Origin of the sequence: Pseudoteredinibacter isoporae (genome assembly GCF_011602085.1) — a bacterium.
GTDB lineage: Bacteria > Pseudomonadota > Gammaproteobacteria > Pseudomonadales > Cellvibrionaceae > Pseudoteredinibacter > Pseudoteredinibacter isoporae.
This window is the reverse complement of record NZ_JAAONY010000003.1, coordinates 302,274-318,368: the sequence shown is the minus strand read 5'-3', so window position 1 is coordinate 318,368 and position 16,095 is coordinate 302,274. Positions and strand designations below refer to the sequence as shown.

19 protein-coding genes are annotated in these 16,095 nt (G+C 50.6%); 12 read left to right on the top strand and 7 right to left on the bottom strand.

From position 1 onward, the window contains the following. The first annotated feature begins 9 nt into the window (after positions 1-9). The 4 genes from rimM to G8768_RS17780 all read left to right on the top strand — a co-directional run bounded on the left by rimM (position 10) and on the right by G8768_RS17780 (position 2,738). Complete coding sequence (gene rimM, locus G8768_RS17795; RefSeq protein WP_166848260.1) at positions 10-558, top strand: ribosome maturation factor RimM; 549 nt, start codon at positions 10-12, stop codon at positions 556-558. A 31-nt stretch (positions 559-589) separates the two neighbouring features. Continuing rightward, on the top strand, positions 590-1,348 hold the full coding sequence (trmD, locus tag G8768_RS17790; RefSeq protein ID WP_166848262.1) for a tRNA (guanosine(37)-N1)-methyltransferase TrmD: 759 nt from the start codon (positions 590-592) through the stop codon (positions 1,346-1,348). Positions 1,349-1,396: 48 nt separating this feature from the next. Further along, positions 1,397-1,747 carry a 50S ribosomal protein L19 gene (rplS, locus tag G8768_RS17785; protein WP_166848264.1) on the top strand — a complete coding sequence of 117 codons (351 nt, stop codon included), beginning with the start codon at positions 1,397-1,399 and terminating at the stop codon, positions 1,745-1,747. Positions 1,748-1,949: 202 nt separating this feature from the next. Then, positions 1,950-2,738 carry a thioesterase family protein gene (locus G8768_RS17780; RefSeq protein WP_166848266.1) on the top strand — a complete coding sequence of 263 codons (789 nt, stop codon included), beginning with the start codon at positions 1,950-1,952 and terminating at the stop codon, positions 2,736-2,738. 68 nt (positions 2,739-2,806) lie between these two features. Here G8768_RS17780 and G8768_RS17775 read toward each other — a convergent pair whose 3' ends face one another. The 4 genes from G8768_RS17775 to G8768_RS17760 are packed head-to-tail and all read right to left on the bottom strand — an operon-like array spanning position 2,807 to position 5,191. Beyond that, positions 2,807-3,427: a peptidylprolyl isomerase gene (locus G8768_RS17775; protein WP_243749600.1), complete on the bottom strand. Its 621-nt coding sequence runs from the start codon at positions 3,425-3,427 to the stop codon at positions 2,807-2,809. Positions 3,428-3,432: 5 nt separating this feature from the next. Further along, a complete protein-coding gene (locus G8768_RS17770) occupies positions 3,433-4,128 on the bottom strand; it encodes a TIGR04211 family SH3 domain-containing protein (RefSeq protein ID WP_166848268.1) in 696 nt (231 codons plus the stop codon). A gap of 38 nt (positions 4,129-4,166) precedes the next feature. Then, positions 4,167-4,466 (bottom strand): YciI family protein, encoded by a 300-nt coding sequence (locus tag G8768_RS17765; protein ID WP_166848270.1) that lies wholly within the window; start codon positions 4,464-4,466, stop codon positions 4,167-4,169. A 14-nt stretch (positions 4,467-4,480) separates the two neighbouring features. Then, positions 4,481-5,191 (bottom strand): VC0807 family protein, encoded by a 711-nt coding sequence (locus tag G8768_RS17760; RefSeq protein ID WP_166848343.1) that lies wholly within the window; start codon positions 5,189-5,191, stop codon positions 4,481-4,483. 229 nt (positions 5,192-5,420) lie between these two features. Between G8768_RS17760 and G8768_RS17755 the strand changes: the two genes are divergently transcribed. The 5 genes from G8768_RS17755 (at position 5,421) to rluB (ending at position 10,009) form a co-directional block, all read left to right on the top strand. After that, positions 5,421-6,257 (top strand): PHP domain-containing protein, encoded by an 837-nt coding sequence (locus tag G8768_RS17755; RefSeq protein WP_166848272.1) that lies wholly within the window; start codon positions 5,421-5,423, stop codon positions 6,255-6,257. 107 nt (positions 6,258-6,364) lie between these two features. After that, on the top strand, positions 6,365-6,988 hold the full coding sequence (locus tag G8768_RS17750) for an L-threonylcarbamoyladenylate synthase (RefSeq protein ID WP_166848274.1): 624 nt from the start codon (positions 6,365-6,367) through the stop codon (positions 6,986-6,988). Between the two features lie 72 nt (positions 6,989-7,060). Then, positions 7,061-8,074 (top strand): segregation and condensation protein A, encoded by a 1,014-nt coding sequence (locus tag G8768_RS17745; protein WP_341801032.1) that lies wholly within the window; start codon positions 7,061-7,063, stop codon positions 8,072-8,074. A 21-nt stretch (positions 8,075-8,095) separates the two neighbouring features. Continuing rightward, positions 8,096-9,118 carry an SMC-Scp complex subunit ScpB gene (gene scpB, locus G8768_RS17740; protein ID WP_166848277.1) on the top strand — a complete coding sequence of 341 codons (1,023 nt, stop codon included), beginning with the start codon at positions 8,096-8,098 and terminating at the stop codon, positions 9,116-9,118. A 6-nt stretch (positions 9,119-9,124) separates the two neighbouring features. Then, positions 9,125-10,009, top strand: a complete 885-nt coding sequence (gene rluB, locus G8768_RS17735) for a 23S rRNA pseudouridine(2605) synthase RluB (protein ID WP_166848280.1) — start codon at positions 9,125-9,127, stop codon at positions 10,007-10,009. Between the two features lie 99 nt (positions 10,010-10,108). On the opposite strand, the gene G8768_RS17730 is transcribed toward rluB, so the two are convergent. Beyond that, entirely contained in the window at positions 10,109-11,065 is a 957-nt protein-coding gene (locus tag G8768_RS17730) for a GGDEF domain-containing protein (protein ID WP_166848283.1), read from the bottom strand. Positions 11,066-11,412: 347 nt separating this feature from the next. Here G8768_RS17730 and G8768_RS17725 point away from each other — a divergent pair, with 347 nt between their 5' ends. From G8768_RS17725 to G8768_RS17715, 3 genes are all read left to right on the top strand, one after another. After that, positions 11,413-12,084: a hypothetical protein gene (locus tag G8768_RS17725; RefSeq protein WP_166848286.1), complete on the top strand. Its 672-nt coding sequence runs from the start codon at positions 11,413-11,415 to the stop codon at positions 12,082-12,084. Between the two features lie 27 nt (positions 12,085-12,111). Continuing rightward, positions 12,112-13,272, top strand: coding sequence for an ATP-NAD kinase family protein (locus G8768_RS17720; protein ID WP_166848289.1), 1,161 nt, complete (start codon positions 12,112-12,114; stop codon positions 13,270-13,272). A gap of 77 nt (positions 13,273-13,349) precedes the next feature. Continuing rightward, on the top strand, positions 13,350-14,339 hold the full coding sequence (locus G8768_RS17715; protein WP_243749599.1) for a class I SAM-dependent methyltransferase: 990 nt from the start codon (positions 13,350-13,352) through the stop codon (positions 14,337-14,339). A 29-nt stretch (positions 14,340-14,368) separates the two neighbouring features. On the opposite strand, the gene G8768_RS17710 is transcribed toward G8768_RS17715, so the two are convergent. After that, entirely contained in the window at positions 14,369-14,800 is a 432-nt protein-coding gene (locus G8768_RS17710; protein WP_166848292.1) for a hypothetical protein, read from the bottom strand. 34 nt (positions 14,801-14,834) lie between these two features. Further along, a complete protein-coding gene (locus tag G8768_RS17705) occupies positions 14,835-16,049 on the bottom strand; it encodes a pyridoxal phosphate-dependent aminotransferase (protein WP_166848295.1) in 1,215 nt (404 codons plus the stop codon). Between the last annotated feature and the right edge of the window lie 46 nt (positions 16,050-16,095).

The following is a 16,095-nucleotide window of genomic DNA, read 5'->3' as shown; positions in this document are numbered from 1 at the left end:
GTAAGTCCCATGAGTAGCTCGTCGTCAAATTTGGTTACTGTTGGGCGCATTACGGGTGTTTTTGGTATCAAGGGCTGGGTAAAGGTCCATTCAGATACAGAGCCTCGTGAGAATATTCTTGAGTACTCCCCTTGGTGGCTGAAAACGCGCCACGGGGTAAAACCGGTAGAAATTGATCAAGCCAAACCCCATGGCAACGGTCTTATCGCTCACATTAAAGGCGTTGATGACCGTACCCTGGCAGAAGGTTATACCAAAGTGGATATCGCCGTTGAGCGTGATCAAATGCCGGAGCTGGAAGACGGTGAGTACTATTGGCATCAGCTGGTAGGGCTCAAGGTTATTAGTGAGCATGGTGGTTCGCCACAATTGCTCGGAAAGGTGCAGAAGCTAATGGCTACCGGTGCTAATGATGTGCTGGTTGTCAAAGGTGATAAGGCTGAGCTGGGAAGTCTGGACAACAAAGAACGTTTGGTGCCCTATGTTCCTGGTCAGTTTGTTACCTCGGTGGATTTGCAAGCTGGAGAAGTTCGGGTTGATTGGGACCCGGAATTTTAACAGCGGTCGTGGTTAAGCTCAGGAGGCAGGTATGCGCATTGCCGTAGTCACTTTGTTTCCGGAAATGTTCGACGCAGTGAGCCGTTATGGTGTTTCTGGTCGGGCCTGTGAGCAAGGCGTTTTGGATTTACGTTGTTTTAATCCGAGGAGCCATACCAGCGACAGGCATCAAACTGTCGATGACAGGCCTTATGGTGGCGGTCCGGGAATGCTGATGATGATTCAGCCTCTCAGCGATGCCATTGAAGAGGCCCGGCAGTGGGCTGAAAGCGATGGAAAGTCGGCCATGGTGGTGTATTTATCCCCCCAGGGCAAGGTTTTTGATCAATCAGCTGCCAAGCACTTTGCCGCACCTGAGTCCGGGAATTTGGTGTTGTTGGCCGGTCGTTATGAAGGCGTCGACGAACGATTGATTCAGGCCCAGGTGGATGCTGAATGGTCGATTGGCGATTATGTCTTAAGCGGCGGCGAATTAGCCGCAATGGTGATGCTCGACGCTGTAACGCGTTTATTGCCGGGTGCTTTAGGGCATCAACAGTCGGCAGAGCAGGACTCCTTCAGTGATGGTTTGCTGGATTGTCCTCACTATACAAGACCTGAAGTGTTCCAGGGTGAATCGGTTCCGGCGGTTTTGCTGTCGGGTAACCACGAAAAAATTCGCCAATGGCGGCTCAAGCAATCATTGGGCAGAACCTGGCAGCGACGGCCGGATTTGCTGGAAAAATTATCGTTGAACGAGGAGCAGCAGAAGCTGTTAGCCGAATTTAAGGCAGACCTCGAAACAAGTTAATCTCGCTGTGAAGCGACAAATACAGACTGACTTTTTGAGGAGTCAATCATGAGCAACAAAATTATTCAGGAATTGAATAACGAACAGATGAAGAAAGATGTACCTGAGTTTTCTCCAGGTGACACTATCGTTGTTCAAGTTAAAGTAAAAGAAGGTAACCGTGAGCGTTTGCAGGCCTTTGAAGGTGTTGTAATCGGTAAGCGTAACCGTGGTTTGAACTCTGCGTTCACCGTTCGCAAGATTTCTCACGGCGTAGGCGTTGAGCGTACCTTCCAGCTGCACTCTCCACTGGTAGACAGTGTGACAGTTAAGCGTCGTGGTGACGTTCGTCAGGCCAAGTTGTACTACTTGCGCAGCCTGACCGGTAAAGCGGCTCGTATTAAAGAGAAGCTTAACTAAGTCGCGTCAGCATTTAGTAAAAAAGCCGGCATATGCCGGCTTTTTTGTGTCTGCTATTCTTTTCTTGTTTCTGTCCTTTTTCGCCTGACATTTATCTTTTTTGTACTGGGTGGTCCTAAAATGCTTAGTGCTTTTAGCGAATTTGTCAGTGGGTTCCCCAATGGAACATGCTATTTTTCCGGTAAATGTAAGTGGAGTGATTATGAGCATATTTTCCCAGGATACCCAGCTGGAAGCATTATCTGAAGGTTTATATCGAGCCCAGGTGTCCAGCAATTGGTCGATCATGTCTGCCCCGAATGGCGGTTATCTGATGGCTTTGTTGGGTGAGGCCATGAGTCGTTACGCAAATCTTGCCAAGCCTGTCCAGGTGACGGTGAATTACAGCGCGAAAACCCAGGAGAATGCGCCGCTTGAAATTGAAGTTCAGCGCTTTGCCCAAAGTCGCCAGTTCGATCGTTTGCAGGCCACGGCCCGACAGGGAGATCGTGTTGTTTTGCAAGCCTTCGGCACCTTTATGGCGGATTACGAACAGGAGGTAAACAGCCAGGAAAAGCTTCTTAATCTGGCGCCCAAAGAGGACTGCAGAACCCGTGCAGGAATGCCGGGGCTTACCGTTTTTGATCAGGTTGAGATGCGAATTGATCCGGCTACTGCAGGTTGGACCAAGGGTGATACCACGGATGTTTCGGAAATTTATGGCTGGATGCGTATTCCTTCGCTCAGCGAATGGAGTCCGACATCGCTAATGATGGCCTGCGATACCTGTCCACCATCAATTTTTGTCAGTCACGGTGCTCTGGGCTGGGTGCCTACCATTGAAATGAGTGTGCACATCAAAAATATTCCCAAGAGCGAGTGGCTGAAAGCGCGTTTTCACAGCAAGTATCTGGGCAAAACCCTGTTGCAGGAAGATGGTGAGCTGTGGGATGAAGACGATAATCTGGTCGCGGTATCTCGCCAGTTGGCTCAGTTTATCCCTGCGCAATAGTTTTGGTCGTTTTCGCTCGGGAAAAGTAAGAGCTTGGGAAGGCGAGCCTCAAGGGCTCGCCAATGGCGCTAGCGTGTTGCCGCACACTTGGTGTTATAAATTTTCTGGCCTTTTACGCGCTTCACTTTAACGATTTGAACCATCTGGTTGGGTGCGTCCGCAAACTGACCCGAATGTTTGCCGCGACGTAGCTCGGAGATTGCTTCGGCAATGCGAATGCCTTTAATCACCCGGCCAAATACGGTGTAACCTTCGTTATCGCCGATGTCCAAGTGCTTATTGTTATTGACGTTAATGTAAAATTGGGACGAGCCTGAGTCGGGGTCGTCACCCAGTCGAGCCATGGCAACCGTGCCGCAACGGTTGCTTAAACCATTCGCTGATTCGTTTTTGATGGGCTCGTCGGTTTCCTTCTTTGAAAAATCAAAACCAAAACCGCCGGTTTGAATCATGAAGCGGGGCAGCACGCGGTGAAAAATCAGGCCATCATAAAAATGGCGATCCACATACTTTAAAAAGTTTTCCACCGCGATAGGGGATTTCTCAGGATAAAGCTCCAGATAAATATCGCCCATGGTGGTTTGAATTTTGACCTGGGGTCTTTTTTCACTCCAGCTGTTTGCGCTGAACAATAAGGCGGTGAGAAAAGTGATCATAATCACTTTAAGTGAGATATTCGATTGGCTCATTACAATTACCCCCATTCAGAGCGGCGACGACGCGGGCGAATCGCCGGCACAATCAGTGTGATGATGACACCCAGTAATACGGCGCCAGCGCCATAAACAAACCAGGTCTGGCTATCTTCTTTTTTCAAGCGTTCGTTTTCAGCGCGTGCAACATCCAATTCGGTTTGCAACAGTTGATGGTCTTTGGCCAGTTGCTGGTAGTTGTTGTTCAAATCGATGGCGTTAGCAGAGATCTGTTTGATCTGATTCAGTTCGCTACTCAGGGCGCTGGAGCCTTGTTCGGAATTGCTGAGTTGTTTTTTCAGGCTTTCGTTTTCCGCACTCAACTGCTTGAGTTTGTCGGCAGCTTCCTGGTAACGATTGCTGCTGCGCTGTGCTTTTTGGGCGGCGTCTTCAAGTTTAAGTGCGGCAATGGGTTCTTCCAGCAGATATTGATTTGGTATCCAGCCGGTGCTGCCGTCAGCCAGTCTTACCTGGCTCCAGTTTTCCTGGGCCTCGATGATGCTCAGTCGAGTCCCGGATTTTAAACCGCGATGCAAAATGGTGTGTTGATTACTTGGGCCCTTACGCATGGGGACATATAACACATCGGAAATCCAGCGGGTTTGCTGGGCGAAGCTTGGGGCGCTCAACAGGCTGGCCATCAGGGCGCTGCCAATCAGGCCGGCTTTAAACATACTGATTTTGGTGGTCTTGCTCATAACTCTGTCACTGTAGTATTGATTGCTCAAAATAAAAATCAGGGCAATACTTTTTTATAGGGTTTTACAACAACCTTGGCGTAAACGCCGGCGGCGACATAAGGGTCTTCATCCGCCCATGCCTGGGCAGTGGAAAGATTTTCAAACTCGGCAACAACCAGGCTGCCACTGAAACCCGCTTCGCCCGGATTCTCGTCGTCAATCGCGGGGTGGGGGCCGGCAATCAATAAGCGACCTGCTGCATTTAATTGCTCCAGGCGGGCGAGATGGTCGGGGCGTGCGGCGAGTCTTTTTTCCAAACTGTTGGGAATATCTTCACTAATAATCGCGTAGTACATAAAGGTTCCGGTGGCTACTGTTCTACCATGATTTCATCAAGGCTGAGGCCTGACAATCGAGTAATAGAACGAAAAACATAAAACAGGGTACCCATCATAATGATGGTGGCTGGTACAGCAATAACGGGAAAGCTTAAGGCCGTCATTTTGCCAAGTTCGGCATTGAACGCTTCTGTGCCGGGCTCACTGACGAGCAGCATCTTTGCCAGAATATAATTCAATGCTGAGGATAAAAAGAAGGAACCGGATAGCATAATGGAAGCATTGCGCATGGCTTTATTAAAGTCTGTGACTTTGCCACGTTTTTCCAGAGCTTGTTCAACTTTGTCAGTCTGTAAAAATTTATCGTTGTACAAAAACGTACGCACTAGCGGATATTTGGTTTTGATCGAAACAAGCACGGCTAATCCAATCAAACCCGGAATGGCGGCTTCTTTAATGGCGATATATTCCGGTGGCAATTCCATCAGGCTCATGCCGCCTGTAAGTGCAACACTGACAATGCCCAAAGCGGAAAAGAAATTGATTTTGCCGTTGCGAATCAGGTCGTTGGCACCGTATAAAATTGGGAAAGCGAGCGCGACAATGATGGCAAGCTTGGTGCCCAGATATTCATCGCCACTGAGCTTGGTCAGCACCAGAGTGGGAACCACAATATTTAATAACAGGTTAGCCAGCAGGCTTTCTTTTTTGGGTTTTTCACGGTTGTCATTAGCCGCCTGAATGTCCTCGGCGCTGATGTTCTCGTCCGTCTGATGTTTATCTGTCTGTTCGTTGGTATTCACGATGAATTCTTATGTTCAGGTCTTAGCGGCTGATTGAGTTTTTGTGTGCAAAAACTGAGCGATTTTCATGTGCTCGTGTTTTATCAGGGCTAACACGTTACAATATTTACGTTTTTTGCGGTTGCGGGATTAGTCGTCAATCGCCTGTCTTCCGTCGTCTGGGGCTTCCATGACCAAAATTTATGATCTGCACTGCCACAGTGACTACTCGGACGGTATTTTAAGCCCTTCTGAGCTGGTGTCGAGAGCACATGCTCAATCTGTTAATGTGCTCGCACTTACCGACCATGACACCCTCTCGGGTATTCATGAAGCTCGGCTTGCTGCTCGGGATTGCGGCTTAGACCTGATTACTGGCATAGAGTTCTCCTGTCAGTGGAATGGGCGTGGGGTGCATATTGTTGGCCTGAATGTCGATGATGAAAATGCGGCCTTGCTGGCTGCGGTCGAGGACCAAAGGCAGCGTCGCCAACAGCGCAGCGAAACCATCGCTCAAAGGCTGCACAAGGCTGGTGTGGAGGGCAGTTTGGCCTGGGTGCAAGCCAAAGCGGGTAAGGGCACAATCGGAAGACCGCATTTCGCGCAATTTCTGCTCGAAAGAGGGCATGTGAAGAGCATTAATCAGGCCTTCAAGAAGTATCTCGGTGCAGGTAAGCCGGGCGACGTGAAAAACGTTTGGCCAGAAGTCGCCGAGGCTGTGGCCTGGATCAAGGCTGCTGGCGGAACGGCGGTGCTGGCTCATCCCGACAAATACAAGTTGACCCGCACCAAGCTGCGCGAGCTTTGCGCCGATTTTAAGGAGGCCGGAGGCGAGGCCATTGAGGTGCTCAGTGGCAAGCAGGACGCCAATGTCACCCGAAATATTATGCTGCTGGCTGAGGAATTTGAGTTTTTGGGTTCCCTGGGCAGTGATTTTCACCAACCGAATCAACCCTGGCAGGAATTGGCCTGCTGCGGTTATCTACCAGAAGGCATAGAGCCTGTTTGGCAGCAATGGTGCCATTAAGTCTGCCTTAATCTAGAGCGCAGTAGGCTGTTAAGGCCAGTGGAAACAGGGCGAGGCTAACCAGCTGAGATAAGGCCCATGATAAGAATGTAATGTAGGAGTGCCTTGTGGCCCAGTTTTTCCAGATTCACCCCGAAAACCCTCAGGGACGCTTGGTTAATCAAGCAGCGGACATCTTGCAGCGCGGCGGTTTGATGGCCTTTCCCACCGATTCCGCCTATGCCATTGGCTGCCATTTGGGGGATAAAAACGCGATTGACCGGATTCGTCAGATTCGTCAGCTCGACAAGCATCACAACTTCACCTTGATGTGCCGGGATCTTTCCGAGCTGGCCACCTATGCGAAGGTCAGCAACAGCGTGTTTCGTATGCTGAAAGCCCATACGCCAGGGCCTTACACCTTCGTGCTGGAGGCGACCAATGAGGTGCCGCGCCGGGTCATGCATCCGAAACGGAAAACCATCGGTTTGCGAGTGCCGGAAAACAACATTGCCCTGGAGCTGATCGCGGCGCTTGGCGAGCCCCTGATGACCTCAACGTTGATCATGCCTGGGGACGAGTATCCATTGACCGACCCATATGACATTCGAGAAACGTTGGAGCATCAGCTGGACCTGGTGGTGGATGGTGGCTACTGTGGAATGGAAGCAACCACAGTGATTGATTTAACGGGCGAGACGCCTGAGTTGATACGCCAGGGTTGCGGCAGTTTTGAAGACTTTATGGCCTAGGCGAGAGCTGTTGCCAAGGCAGAATAGGCGCTATAATGCGCCGTTTTCACATACAAAATGACAGGTATCCGGGTGACGGACGAACTAGAAGAATTAGCAGGCGCCGAGATGGCGACTGACACTGCTGAATCAGTGTCTGAACCTGATGATCTCAACAGCGATATTGACCCTGAAGACAGTGATTCAGAGGCCGCTGAAGATGTCGAGGTAGACGCTTCAGGTGCAGAAGCCGAAGTATCGGCAGCTTCCGAGAGCACTGAGACTGGCGCTGAAGGGGAGAGCAAGCAGCCCCCAAGTCAGGGTGAAATGCCCTTTGCCATCGTCGATGGTAAGGAAATGACCACCTTACCAAAAGATCTCTACATCCCGCCTGATGCGCTGGAAGTCATTCTGGAAGCCTTCGAAGGGCCTCTGGATCTTTTGCTGTACCTGATTCGTCGTCAGAACATCGATATTCTCGATATCAACGTTGCAGAAATTACCAGCCAGTACATGCAGTACGTCGAGATGATGAACGCCATGCAGTTTGAACTGGCGGCGGAATATCTATTGATGGCGGCCATGCTGGCTGAAATCAAATCCCGCATGTTGCTGCCGCGCAGCAACGAGGTTGAAGACGAAGAGGAAGATCCTCGTGCCAACCTGATTCGTCGATTGCAGGAATACGAGCGCTTCAAAAAAGCGGCGGAAGACATCGACGAGTTGCCCCGCATGGGCCGTGATATCCATCAAGGCTCTGCCCAGCCACCCGATCGCAATTTGACCCGCCCGGAACCGGAAGTGGATCTGAAAGAAGTTCTGCTGGCGTTGTCTGAGGTTCTGCGTCGTGCGGATATGTTTGAAAGCCACCACGTGGAAAAAGAACGTCTGTCAACGCGCGAACGAATGGGACAGGTGCTGGATGATCTGAGTCACAATCAATTCGTTCCCTTTGTGAGCTTGTTTAAGGTGGAAGAGGGACGCCTTGGGGTTGTTGTGACCTTCCTGGCGGTGATGGAGTTGATCAAGGAATCTCTGGTCGAAATTATTCAAAGCGATGCCTTTGGGGCAATTCACGTTAAGGCCCGAGCGCAATTGGCGCAGTAATGTTTAAGGATAAAGCCATTAATGAACGATAAAATTCTTTTGCGCAAAATTATCGAAGGTGCCTTACTGGCGGCAGCGCACCCCTTAACCGTTAAACGCTTACATGAGTTGTTTATCGTAAAAGACGACGAGGAAGAACAGGAACCCCCCGCTAAAGAAGAAATTCAGGCGATCCTGGAAGATATTCAGGCCGATTGCAAAGGGCGTGGCTATGAGCTGGTTGAAGTGGGCACCGGTTGGCGCTTTCAAGTGGTTGCTGAAACCGCCAAGTGGGTGAACCGTCTGTGGGAAGAAAAACCACAGAAATATTCCCGGGCTCTGTTGGAAACTCTGGCCCTGATTGCCTATCGCCAGCCGATTACCCGTGGCGATATCGAAGAAATTCGCGGCGTTGCCGTAAGCTCACACATCATCAAAACCTTGAGTGAGCGTGAGTGGATTAAAGTGGTTGGGCACCGTGATGTTCCTGGGCGGCCATCACTTTACGCAACTACCAAGCAGTTTTTGGACTACTTTAATCTCACCAGTCTGGAGCAATTGCCGAGTCTGAGTGAAATTGCCGATCTCGAGAAAATGAATCCGGAATTGCAGTTGGATGAAGGAATGGAAATTCCGCCGACGAAAGATTTGCCTATCGATCCGGAAGCCGAAGCGGAAAAAGCCGAGGCCGAGCGCCTTGCGGCTGAAGCGGAGCAAGCCGAAGGTGGGCATGAAAATGCCGCCGACCGTGAAGAAGAATTGGATGAAGCTGACGCGGATGGTGAGGGTGAGCTGGATGATAGCCAGCCGGAACTTGACGATAGCGAAGACAGTGAAACACTGATCACCGAAGCCGAAGCCGAAGCCGAAGCCGAAGCCGAAGCCGAAGCCGAAGCCGAAGCCGAAGCCGAAGCCGAAGCCGAAGCCGAAGCCGAAGCCGAAGCCGAAGCCGAAGCCGAAGCCGAAATGGCAGCAGCTATTGCTCAGGAAGAGGCTGAGTTAGCGGCGGCAGAAGAATTAGAACGTGAAATGATGGCCGAAGAGGCCAAGCAAGAGAACCAGTAGGTCAGCATGCGCAAAGAAGAAGATCAGGCTCAGCCTGATGAGAAGTTACAAAAAGTTTTAGCGCGGGCGGGGCTTGGCTCACGACGTGAGATGGAACGTGCCATTTCCGATGGGCGCGTGCGAGTGAATGGCGAGTTGGCCAAACTCGGCGACCGTGTCGGTGAAAGTGATCGAATCAGTTTTGATGGCCGTCGCGTCAGTGCCGATCAGGCCGTACGCGAGCGTCCGCGGGTGTTGCTGTACAACAAGCCTGAAGGCGAGATTTGTTCTCGCAAAGACCCGGAAGGGCGCCGTACCGTCTATGAGCGTCTGCCGAAATTAAAATCCGGTCGCTGGATTTCCATTGGTCGCCTCGATTTCAATACCAGTGGCTTATTGCTGTTCACCAACGACGGTGATTTGGCAAATAAACTGATGCACCCGTCTTCGAATATCGATCGTGAATATTTGGTTCGTATTCAAGGTGAAGTTGATGAAGGCATGTGCGAGCGTCTGCGCGAAGGTGTGATGTTGGAAGACGGCATGGCCCGTTTTACCGATATTGTTGAAGGGCCTGGCGAAGGTAAGAATCGCTGGTTTTACTGTGTCGTGATGGAAGGTCGCAATCGTGAAGTGCGTCGTCTGTGGGAATCCCAGGGCGTCAACGTTTCGCGTTTGAAGCGCGTGCGCTACGGTAATATTTTTATTCCTTCCCACGTGCGTGTTGGTCAGTGGATTGAATTAAATGATAAGGAAGTGTCTGAGTTGGCAGTAACGGCCGGTTTGGATGCCACAGATCGTTTGCTGCAAACCAAATCCGAGCGCGAATATCAGCGTCGACACCAGAAGCGTTTACGTGCTGGTAAGGGACAGCGTCCCCATCATTTCAGCAATCCCAATAAGCGTAAGTAAGTAGCGTAAGCAGACAAGCGCAGATGGCAATATTCAAGCCTTGAGTTTTCGATGAAAACGTGGAAAGGGTGCAAGGAAACGGAAGCTTAGGCTTCCGTTTTACATTCCCAGCAGTGAACGTTGAACGTCGTCCACAAGATCGTAACTGACCACTTGATTGCGTCCTTGCTGCTTGGCTTTGTACAAGGCGCTGTCGGCACGCTCAAACAAGCTCACACTGTCATCATCCTGATTCAGTTCTGCTGTCCCAATGCTTGCCGTCACCGCAATGTCATGTTGTTCGGTTTTGGTACTCAGTCCGGCAATATAGCGGCGAACACGTTCCGCAATCACACGTGCACCGGCGGCGTCCGTTTTGTTTAATAGCACCACAAATTCTTCACCACCAAAGCGAAAGGTTAAATCCGTTTCGCGGCAAACGGTGGTAATGGCTTTTGCGACACTGCAAATCACATCGTCGCCGGCAGCGTGACCGTAGTTATCGTTGACGGCTTTGAAGTGATCGATATCAATCACCATCATGGAGAGTGGTTGATGGTAGCGATTGGCCAATTGAATCTCGCGTTGCAGTGCATTGCTCATGGCTGCCCGATTGCCGGTTTTTGTGAGCGGATCACACATTGCTGCTGCGAGGGCTTCGCGATACATCAGGGCATTGCGCAGAGGGTAAATCAATGGGCCTAAAAAGGATTCAATCAAAATCAATTCCTGTTCGGCAAAGCGTTTTGCGCGGCTGAACACGATACCACCCAGGCCATCATCGCCATCATTGGATTGCCGACTGAGTTGATAATCCACATGGTGAATATTGGGGCGGCCAAGTTTGATATGTTGATTGCAGGGTGTGGTGTACACCATGCCGCCGATGCTCACGTGCTGTTGAATGTGCTGGAAGAAAATCTCGAGAATCTGTTCCAGCTCCAAACTCGTCTGCAGACGTTGGGTCAGGCGAAAGAGTTCATCGCTTAAATCTTGCTTGGGTACGGCAATACGGCTGGGCGCAATCACTTCTTTGGCCTTGCTGGCTCGAGAACTGATTTGTACTGATGTGACCATATAGCAATCCTAGTGTTATCTCTATATCTGTCCCGATAGCCATGGTGGCCAATGCTTGCCCGTTATGAGCGGCTGACATTACTATCAGGGTGGCTTGCCAATGATGTAGCGAAAACCGTGCCAGTAATTTCAAAAAGAAAAATATCATTAAAAACAATGATCTAGATGCCGATAACCGCCTGTCGGCGGGAGTGTGGCGGTTTATTGGCGCTGTTTCTGGCAAGGATTCTGTCCCGGTGGCGAGTTTTTGCCGCCTCGGCAAGCCGGACCGATAAAAGCTGTGCAAGCCCCGCTAAAAACACGCTTTCGGATTGCACCCATAGCGGCAAAAGAGTGACAATAGCGCCATGTTTTTACTGATTCCCCCTGAACAAAATTCGATCTACTGGAGCCTTTGTCTGCTAGTGGCCTGTATTGTGTTCGTCGCTGCAATCAAAGCGCCCTGGAAGCAGCTGGCGGCACTGAGTCAGCGGCAACATGCCTGGTATGGGGCGATCTTGGGGCTGGCATTTTTCTGGTTACTGCAGGTCAATGTTCGGGATATTCTCGCTTTTCACCCATTGGCAGTCACCACTTTAACTCTGGTGTTTGGGTGGCATCTGGCCGTGGTTGCCGGTGCGTTTGCCTTGCTGATAAACAGCGTTTTAATGAGTCGCCTCGGGCTACAGTTTCCGGTTGAGTTGATACTGAACGTCATACTGCCAGCCACAGTCAGTGCCGGCTTTATCTGGGTACTCGAACGTATGCGAGTGCGCAATGTCTTTATTTTTATGCTGGGCGGCGGATTTGTCGGCGCCATGCTGTCACTGCTGGCCGTGCTCTGCTGTTCGGCTCTGCTGTTTTATGCACTTGAAGCGGAAGCCCAGTGGGCCATGCTCGCTCAATACGCGCATTTGTATGCGCTGATGTTGTTTCCTGAAGGTTTTATCAATGGCGCCATGACATCGGTGCTGACGATCTTTTACCCCCATCTGGTGCGTTCCTATGATGACGATTCCTATCTGGACTCCAATCTGTAAACGCATTTAATTTCGGTTTTATTTTCAATGACTCATTCTTGCCAAGTATCGAACTCCCGATTTCGTTTAGCGTTTCTATTAAACCCCTACGCTGGTCTCGGTGGCCCCGAAGGGTTAAAGGGCAGCGACGATATCAGCGATGATTTGCGGACTCAGTCCAGTCGCTCTATGGCGCGAGCAAAACGTGCTTTGACTCCTTTATTGAAGCAGCAAGAGCGCTTGAGTATTTCTGCCGCGCCCGGTGTTATGGGGGCGGATATGTTAATTGAGATGGGTTTTCGTGAGGTCAATGTTGTTGGAAGATTGCCTGGAGAGGCGTTTACGACTGCGCAAGACAGTGAACGCCTCGCCCATGAGTTGGCTGAATCCGGCATCGATTTACTGTTGTTTGTCGGTGGAGATGGTACCGCGAGAAACATTGTTAATGGCTTATCCGGGCAATACAGCGAACAAGTGTGTTTGGGCATTCCTGCCGGCGTAAAAATGCATTCGGCGGTTTTTGCCATCAACCCCGAGTCGGCAGCGGAAGTCTTGCAACTGTTGTTAAAAAACGGATTGGTGGATCTGCGCCAGCAGGAGGTCCGTGATATTGATGAAACCCTGTTTCGCCAGGGGCAGGTGCGCTCAAAATACTATGGCGAGCTGTGGGTGCCGGAAGTGGGGCACTTTGTTCAGCAAACCAAAAACTCCGGACGGGAAGTCGAAGAGCTGGTCCTGGCGGATATCGCAGCTGACATTGTTGAGCGACTTGATGATGAGCGTTACTACTTAATTGGTCCGGGAAGCACACCGAAGGCGATTCTCGACGAACTTAATCTGGAAGGCACTTTACTGGGTTTTGATGTGCTTCATCAGGGCGAATTAATTGCGAGAGATGTAAATGCCAGCTATCTGGAGACATTTCTGACGGAACATAAAGACCTTTGCACCGCAATTATTACCGCGATTGGTGGGCAGGGACATTTGCTTGGGCGTGGCAATCAGCAATTGAGCCCGAACGTACTTCGCCTGCTGGGCCAGGAAAATTTATGGGTAGTGGCCACCAAGACCAAAATTACCGAGCTGGAGCAGCGCCCCTTACTGGTCGACAGCAATGACGCTGAGCTGGATCGTGCCTTGAGCGGACATGTGCCGGTGACAACCGGATATCGTGATACGATTTATTATCCCATCAGTTGCGGCTTGTAAGTCGGTTGAATCAGCTGAAGTCGTATTGAGCAAATATATCTGAATATTATTATCAAACATTGAGGTAGACAGTGGGGTTGAGCGCGCACTCAGAAACATTAATTGCACAATTGGAAGAGCATCTTCAGGGGAAGCTTGAACAGGGCCTGTTACGTTCAACGGATTCCCGTCGTTTGTTTCACGGTCGAGGTCAATGTTATCCCGGCCTCGAATGGCTGGTCATCGATTATTATGCCCCGGTTTTATGGTTAACTTGTTTTTCTGAACCCGAAGAAGGGTTTCTCGTTAATCTGTGTGATCGACTTAAAGGGTTCATTGAGGCGAGCGAGGTGCAAGCGTTGGGGGTATCCTATCGTTTTCAGCAAGGTGCGCCCAGTGAATGGTTATATACGAGCAGTGAGTTCGATGTAGAAGGTTCAATGTTCGCCCGGCGGGGTGAACTGAAATTTCATATCCAATTGGGCGGTCGCCAAAACAGTGGTTTTTTTCTGGATATGGAACCCGGGCGTTGCTGGATGGAGCAACAGGCCAAGGGGCGAAAAGTTCTCAATTTATTTTCCTATACCTGTGCGTTTAGTGTGGTTGCCGCTGCGGCCGGTGCGGCTGAAGTTGTGAACGTGGATATGGCCAGGGGAGCGCTCAAACAGGGGCAAAAGAACCATCAGTTGAATACGGATGTTGCTGAAGTCGCCCATTGTAAAACGCGTTTTCTGGCCGAAAATATTTTGAAATCCTGGGGGCGCATTCGCCGTCCTGGCCCTTACGGCGTGCTGGTGTTTGATCCTCCGTCTTTTCAGCGCGGCAGTTTTGTGGCGAAGCAGGATTACACCAAATTGATTCGTCGAATTCCCCAGCTGGCGGAACAGGGCGCGGACATTCTTTTATGTTTGAATGCACCTGAATTGGGAGAGGAATTTATTGCCGGACTGATCGCGGAAGAGTGCCCGGATTGTGTCCTGGTTGGTCGTTTGGAGCCCAGTAAGGATTTTCCTGACCAGAACAAGGATCAACAGTTAAAACTGTTTCACTATCGTTATAACGGCGAATGGCAGAATCCACGTTCCTAATTTGCTTGCTGTAAAAACGGTTTGCCGGATTAGAGTGTAAACAAATACCGCATATAGTGGTTCAGGCGGGTGGAACTTTCGTATTTGATTTTATGACGCAGTAACTGACTTCGTGTGAGTGCTTCTTCCCCGTCCTTCTCGTTGAGTCCTGCTTCGGGAAGGAATTCGTTTCGATCTTCCAGTGTCGCCAGCAAGTTAAATCCACGTTGGTTCAGTACCGCTTGATCTAATGCTTCCTGGGCGATGGTGCTGCCATAGCTCAGGTAGTCGTTTTCCGCGAGCCAAAGCAATGTGGCAAAACAGGCCTGGTGTCGATCGCTGGGCAAACCAAAATCGTCCGGAGTATCCGGGCCGGCGATATCTTCGGTGTAAATCAGCTCGCGTCTGGGGAAGTGACGATAAAGTTGAAGCAGGATGCGCGCACTGTCTCGATAAAAATCATCGATATGTAGATCACCCATAGCCTGCTTCTTCCTTCGTTAATGACTCAATAGTTTATTGGCGGTAGTGCTCAATAAATTGTGAAAAGCGCTCGATGGCATCCTGCAGCTCTTCCTTGCGTGGCAAAAATACAATGCGGAAATGATCCGGTGTCGGCCAGTTAAAGGCTGTGCCCTGCACCAGTAGCACTTTTTGCTGGCGCAGAAAATCCAGCACCATTTGCTCATCGTCCTGAATCTTGTGAATATTCAAATCGATCTTGGGGAAGAGGTACAGGGCACCTTTGGGCCTCACACAGGAAACACCGGGAATATCGGTGATCGCGTCATAGCCGACATTGCGCTGTTCCAAAAGGCGGCCGCCGGGCAGAATGAGTTCATTGATGCTTTGATAGCCACCCAGTGCGGTTTGCACGGCGAACATGGCAGGCACATTGGCGCAGAGACGCATGGAGGCTAGCATGTCCAGACCTTCACGATACCCCTTGGCCAAATGTTTAGCACCAGAGATCACCATCCAGCCACAGCGAAAGCCTGCCAGGCGATAGGACTTGGACAGACCATTAAAACTGATGCAAACAATATCCTGGGCCAAGCGACCCAGTGGTGTGAAGCTGGCCTCATCGTAGAGAATCTTGCTGTAGATCTCATCGGCAAACAGCACGAGTTGATGTTCCCGGGCAATTTGCACCAATTCTTCCAACATGGCTTCGCTGTAAACAGCCCCGGTGGGGTTGTTTGGATTGATAATGACCAGAGCCCGGGTGCGATCAGTAATTTTGCTGCGGATATCATCCAGGGCTGGTTGCCAGTCAGATTGCTCATCGCAAAGGTAGTGCACTGGATTGCCGCCACCCAGACCGACTGCTGCCGTCCACAGGGGATAATCTGGAGCAGGGACCAGGATCTCGTCGCCATCATTCAGCAATGCCTGTGTGGCCATGGTGATCAGCTCGCTGACGCCGTTGCCAATATAGATGTCTTCAATTTCCACGCCGGAAATTTCAAGCTTCTGGCACTCTTGCATAATGGCCTTACGTGCGGCGAACAGGCCCTTGGAGTGGGTGTAGCCTTCGGCTTCACTCAAATTCAGAATGACGTCTTTTATAATCTCGTCCGGGGCGGCGAAATCAAAGGGCGCCGGATTGCCGATATTCAACTTTAGAATACGGCTGCCATCTTCTTCCATGCGCTGAGCATGCTCGAGTACGGGGCCGCGAATGTCGTAGCAGACTCCGTGTAACTTATCGGATTTTTCTATGGTGTACATGATGTAGTGCTTTTGCTGGTGTTGTTCTTTTATTAGGCCTGCAAGC

Excerpts from the sequence above, each read along its gene's own strand:
- rimM (WP_166848260.1), top strand. The coding sequence starts at position 10 with ATGAGTAGCTCGTCGTCAAATTTGGTTACTGTTGGGCGCATTACGGGT.
- rluB (WP_166848280.1), top strand. The coding sequence starts at position 9,125 with ATGCGCAAAGAAGAAGATCAGGCTCAGCCTGATGAGAAGTTACAAAAA.
- G8768_RS17720 (WP_166848289.1), top strand. The coding sequence starts at position 12,112 with ATGACTCATTCTTGCCAAGTATCGAACTCCCGATTTCGTTTAGCGTTT.
- G8768_RS17775 (WP_243749600.1), bottom strand. The coding sequence starts at position 3,427 with ATGAGCCAATCGAATATCTCACTTAAAGTGATTATGATCACTTTTCTC.
- scpB (WP_166848277.1), top strand. The coding sequence starts at position 8,096 with ATGAACGATAAAATTCTTTTGCGCAAAATTATCGAAGGTGCCTTACTG.
- G8768_RS17730 (WP_166848283.1), bottom strand. The coding sequence starts at position 11,065 with ATGGTCACATCAGTACAAATCAGTTCTCGAGCCAGCAAGGCCAAAGAA.
- trmD (WP_166848262.1), top strand. The coding sequence starts at position 590 with ATGCGCATTGCCGTAGTCACTTTGTTTCCGGAAATGTTCGACGCAGTG.
- G8768_RS17705 (WP_166848295.1), bottom strand. The coding sequence starts at position 16,049 with ATGTACACCATAGAAAAATCCGATAAGTTACACGGAGTCTGCTACGAC.
- rplS (WP_166848264.1), top strand. The coding sequence starts at position 1,397 with ATGAGCAACAAAATTATTCAGGAATTGAATAACGAACAGATGAAGAAA.
- G8768_RS17780 (WP_166848266.1), top strand. The coding sequence starts at position 1,950 with ATGAGCATATTTTCCCAGGATACCCAGCTGGAAGCATTATCTGAAGGT.
- G8768_RS17770 (WP_166848268.1), bottom strand. The coding sequence starts at position 4,128 with ATGAGCAAGACCACCAAAATCAGTATGTTTAAAGCCGGCCTGATTGGC.
- G8768_RS17755 (WP_166848272.1), top strand. The coding sequence starts at position 5,421 with ATGACCAAAATTTATGATCTGCACTGCCACAGTGACTACTCGGACGGT.
- G8768_RS17710 (WP_166848292.1), bottom strand. The coding sequence starts at position 14,800 with ATGGGTGATCTACATATCGATGATTTTTATCGAGACAGTGCGCGCATC.
- G8768_RS17765 (WP_166848270.1), bottom strand. The coding sequence starts at position 4,466 with ATGTACTACGCGATTATTAGTGAAGATATTCCCAACAGTTTGGAAAAA.
- G8768_RS17725 (WP_166848286.1), top strand. The coding sequence starts at position 11,413 with ATGTTTTTACTGATTCCCCCTGAACAAAATTCGATCTACTGGAGCCTT.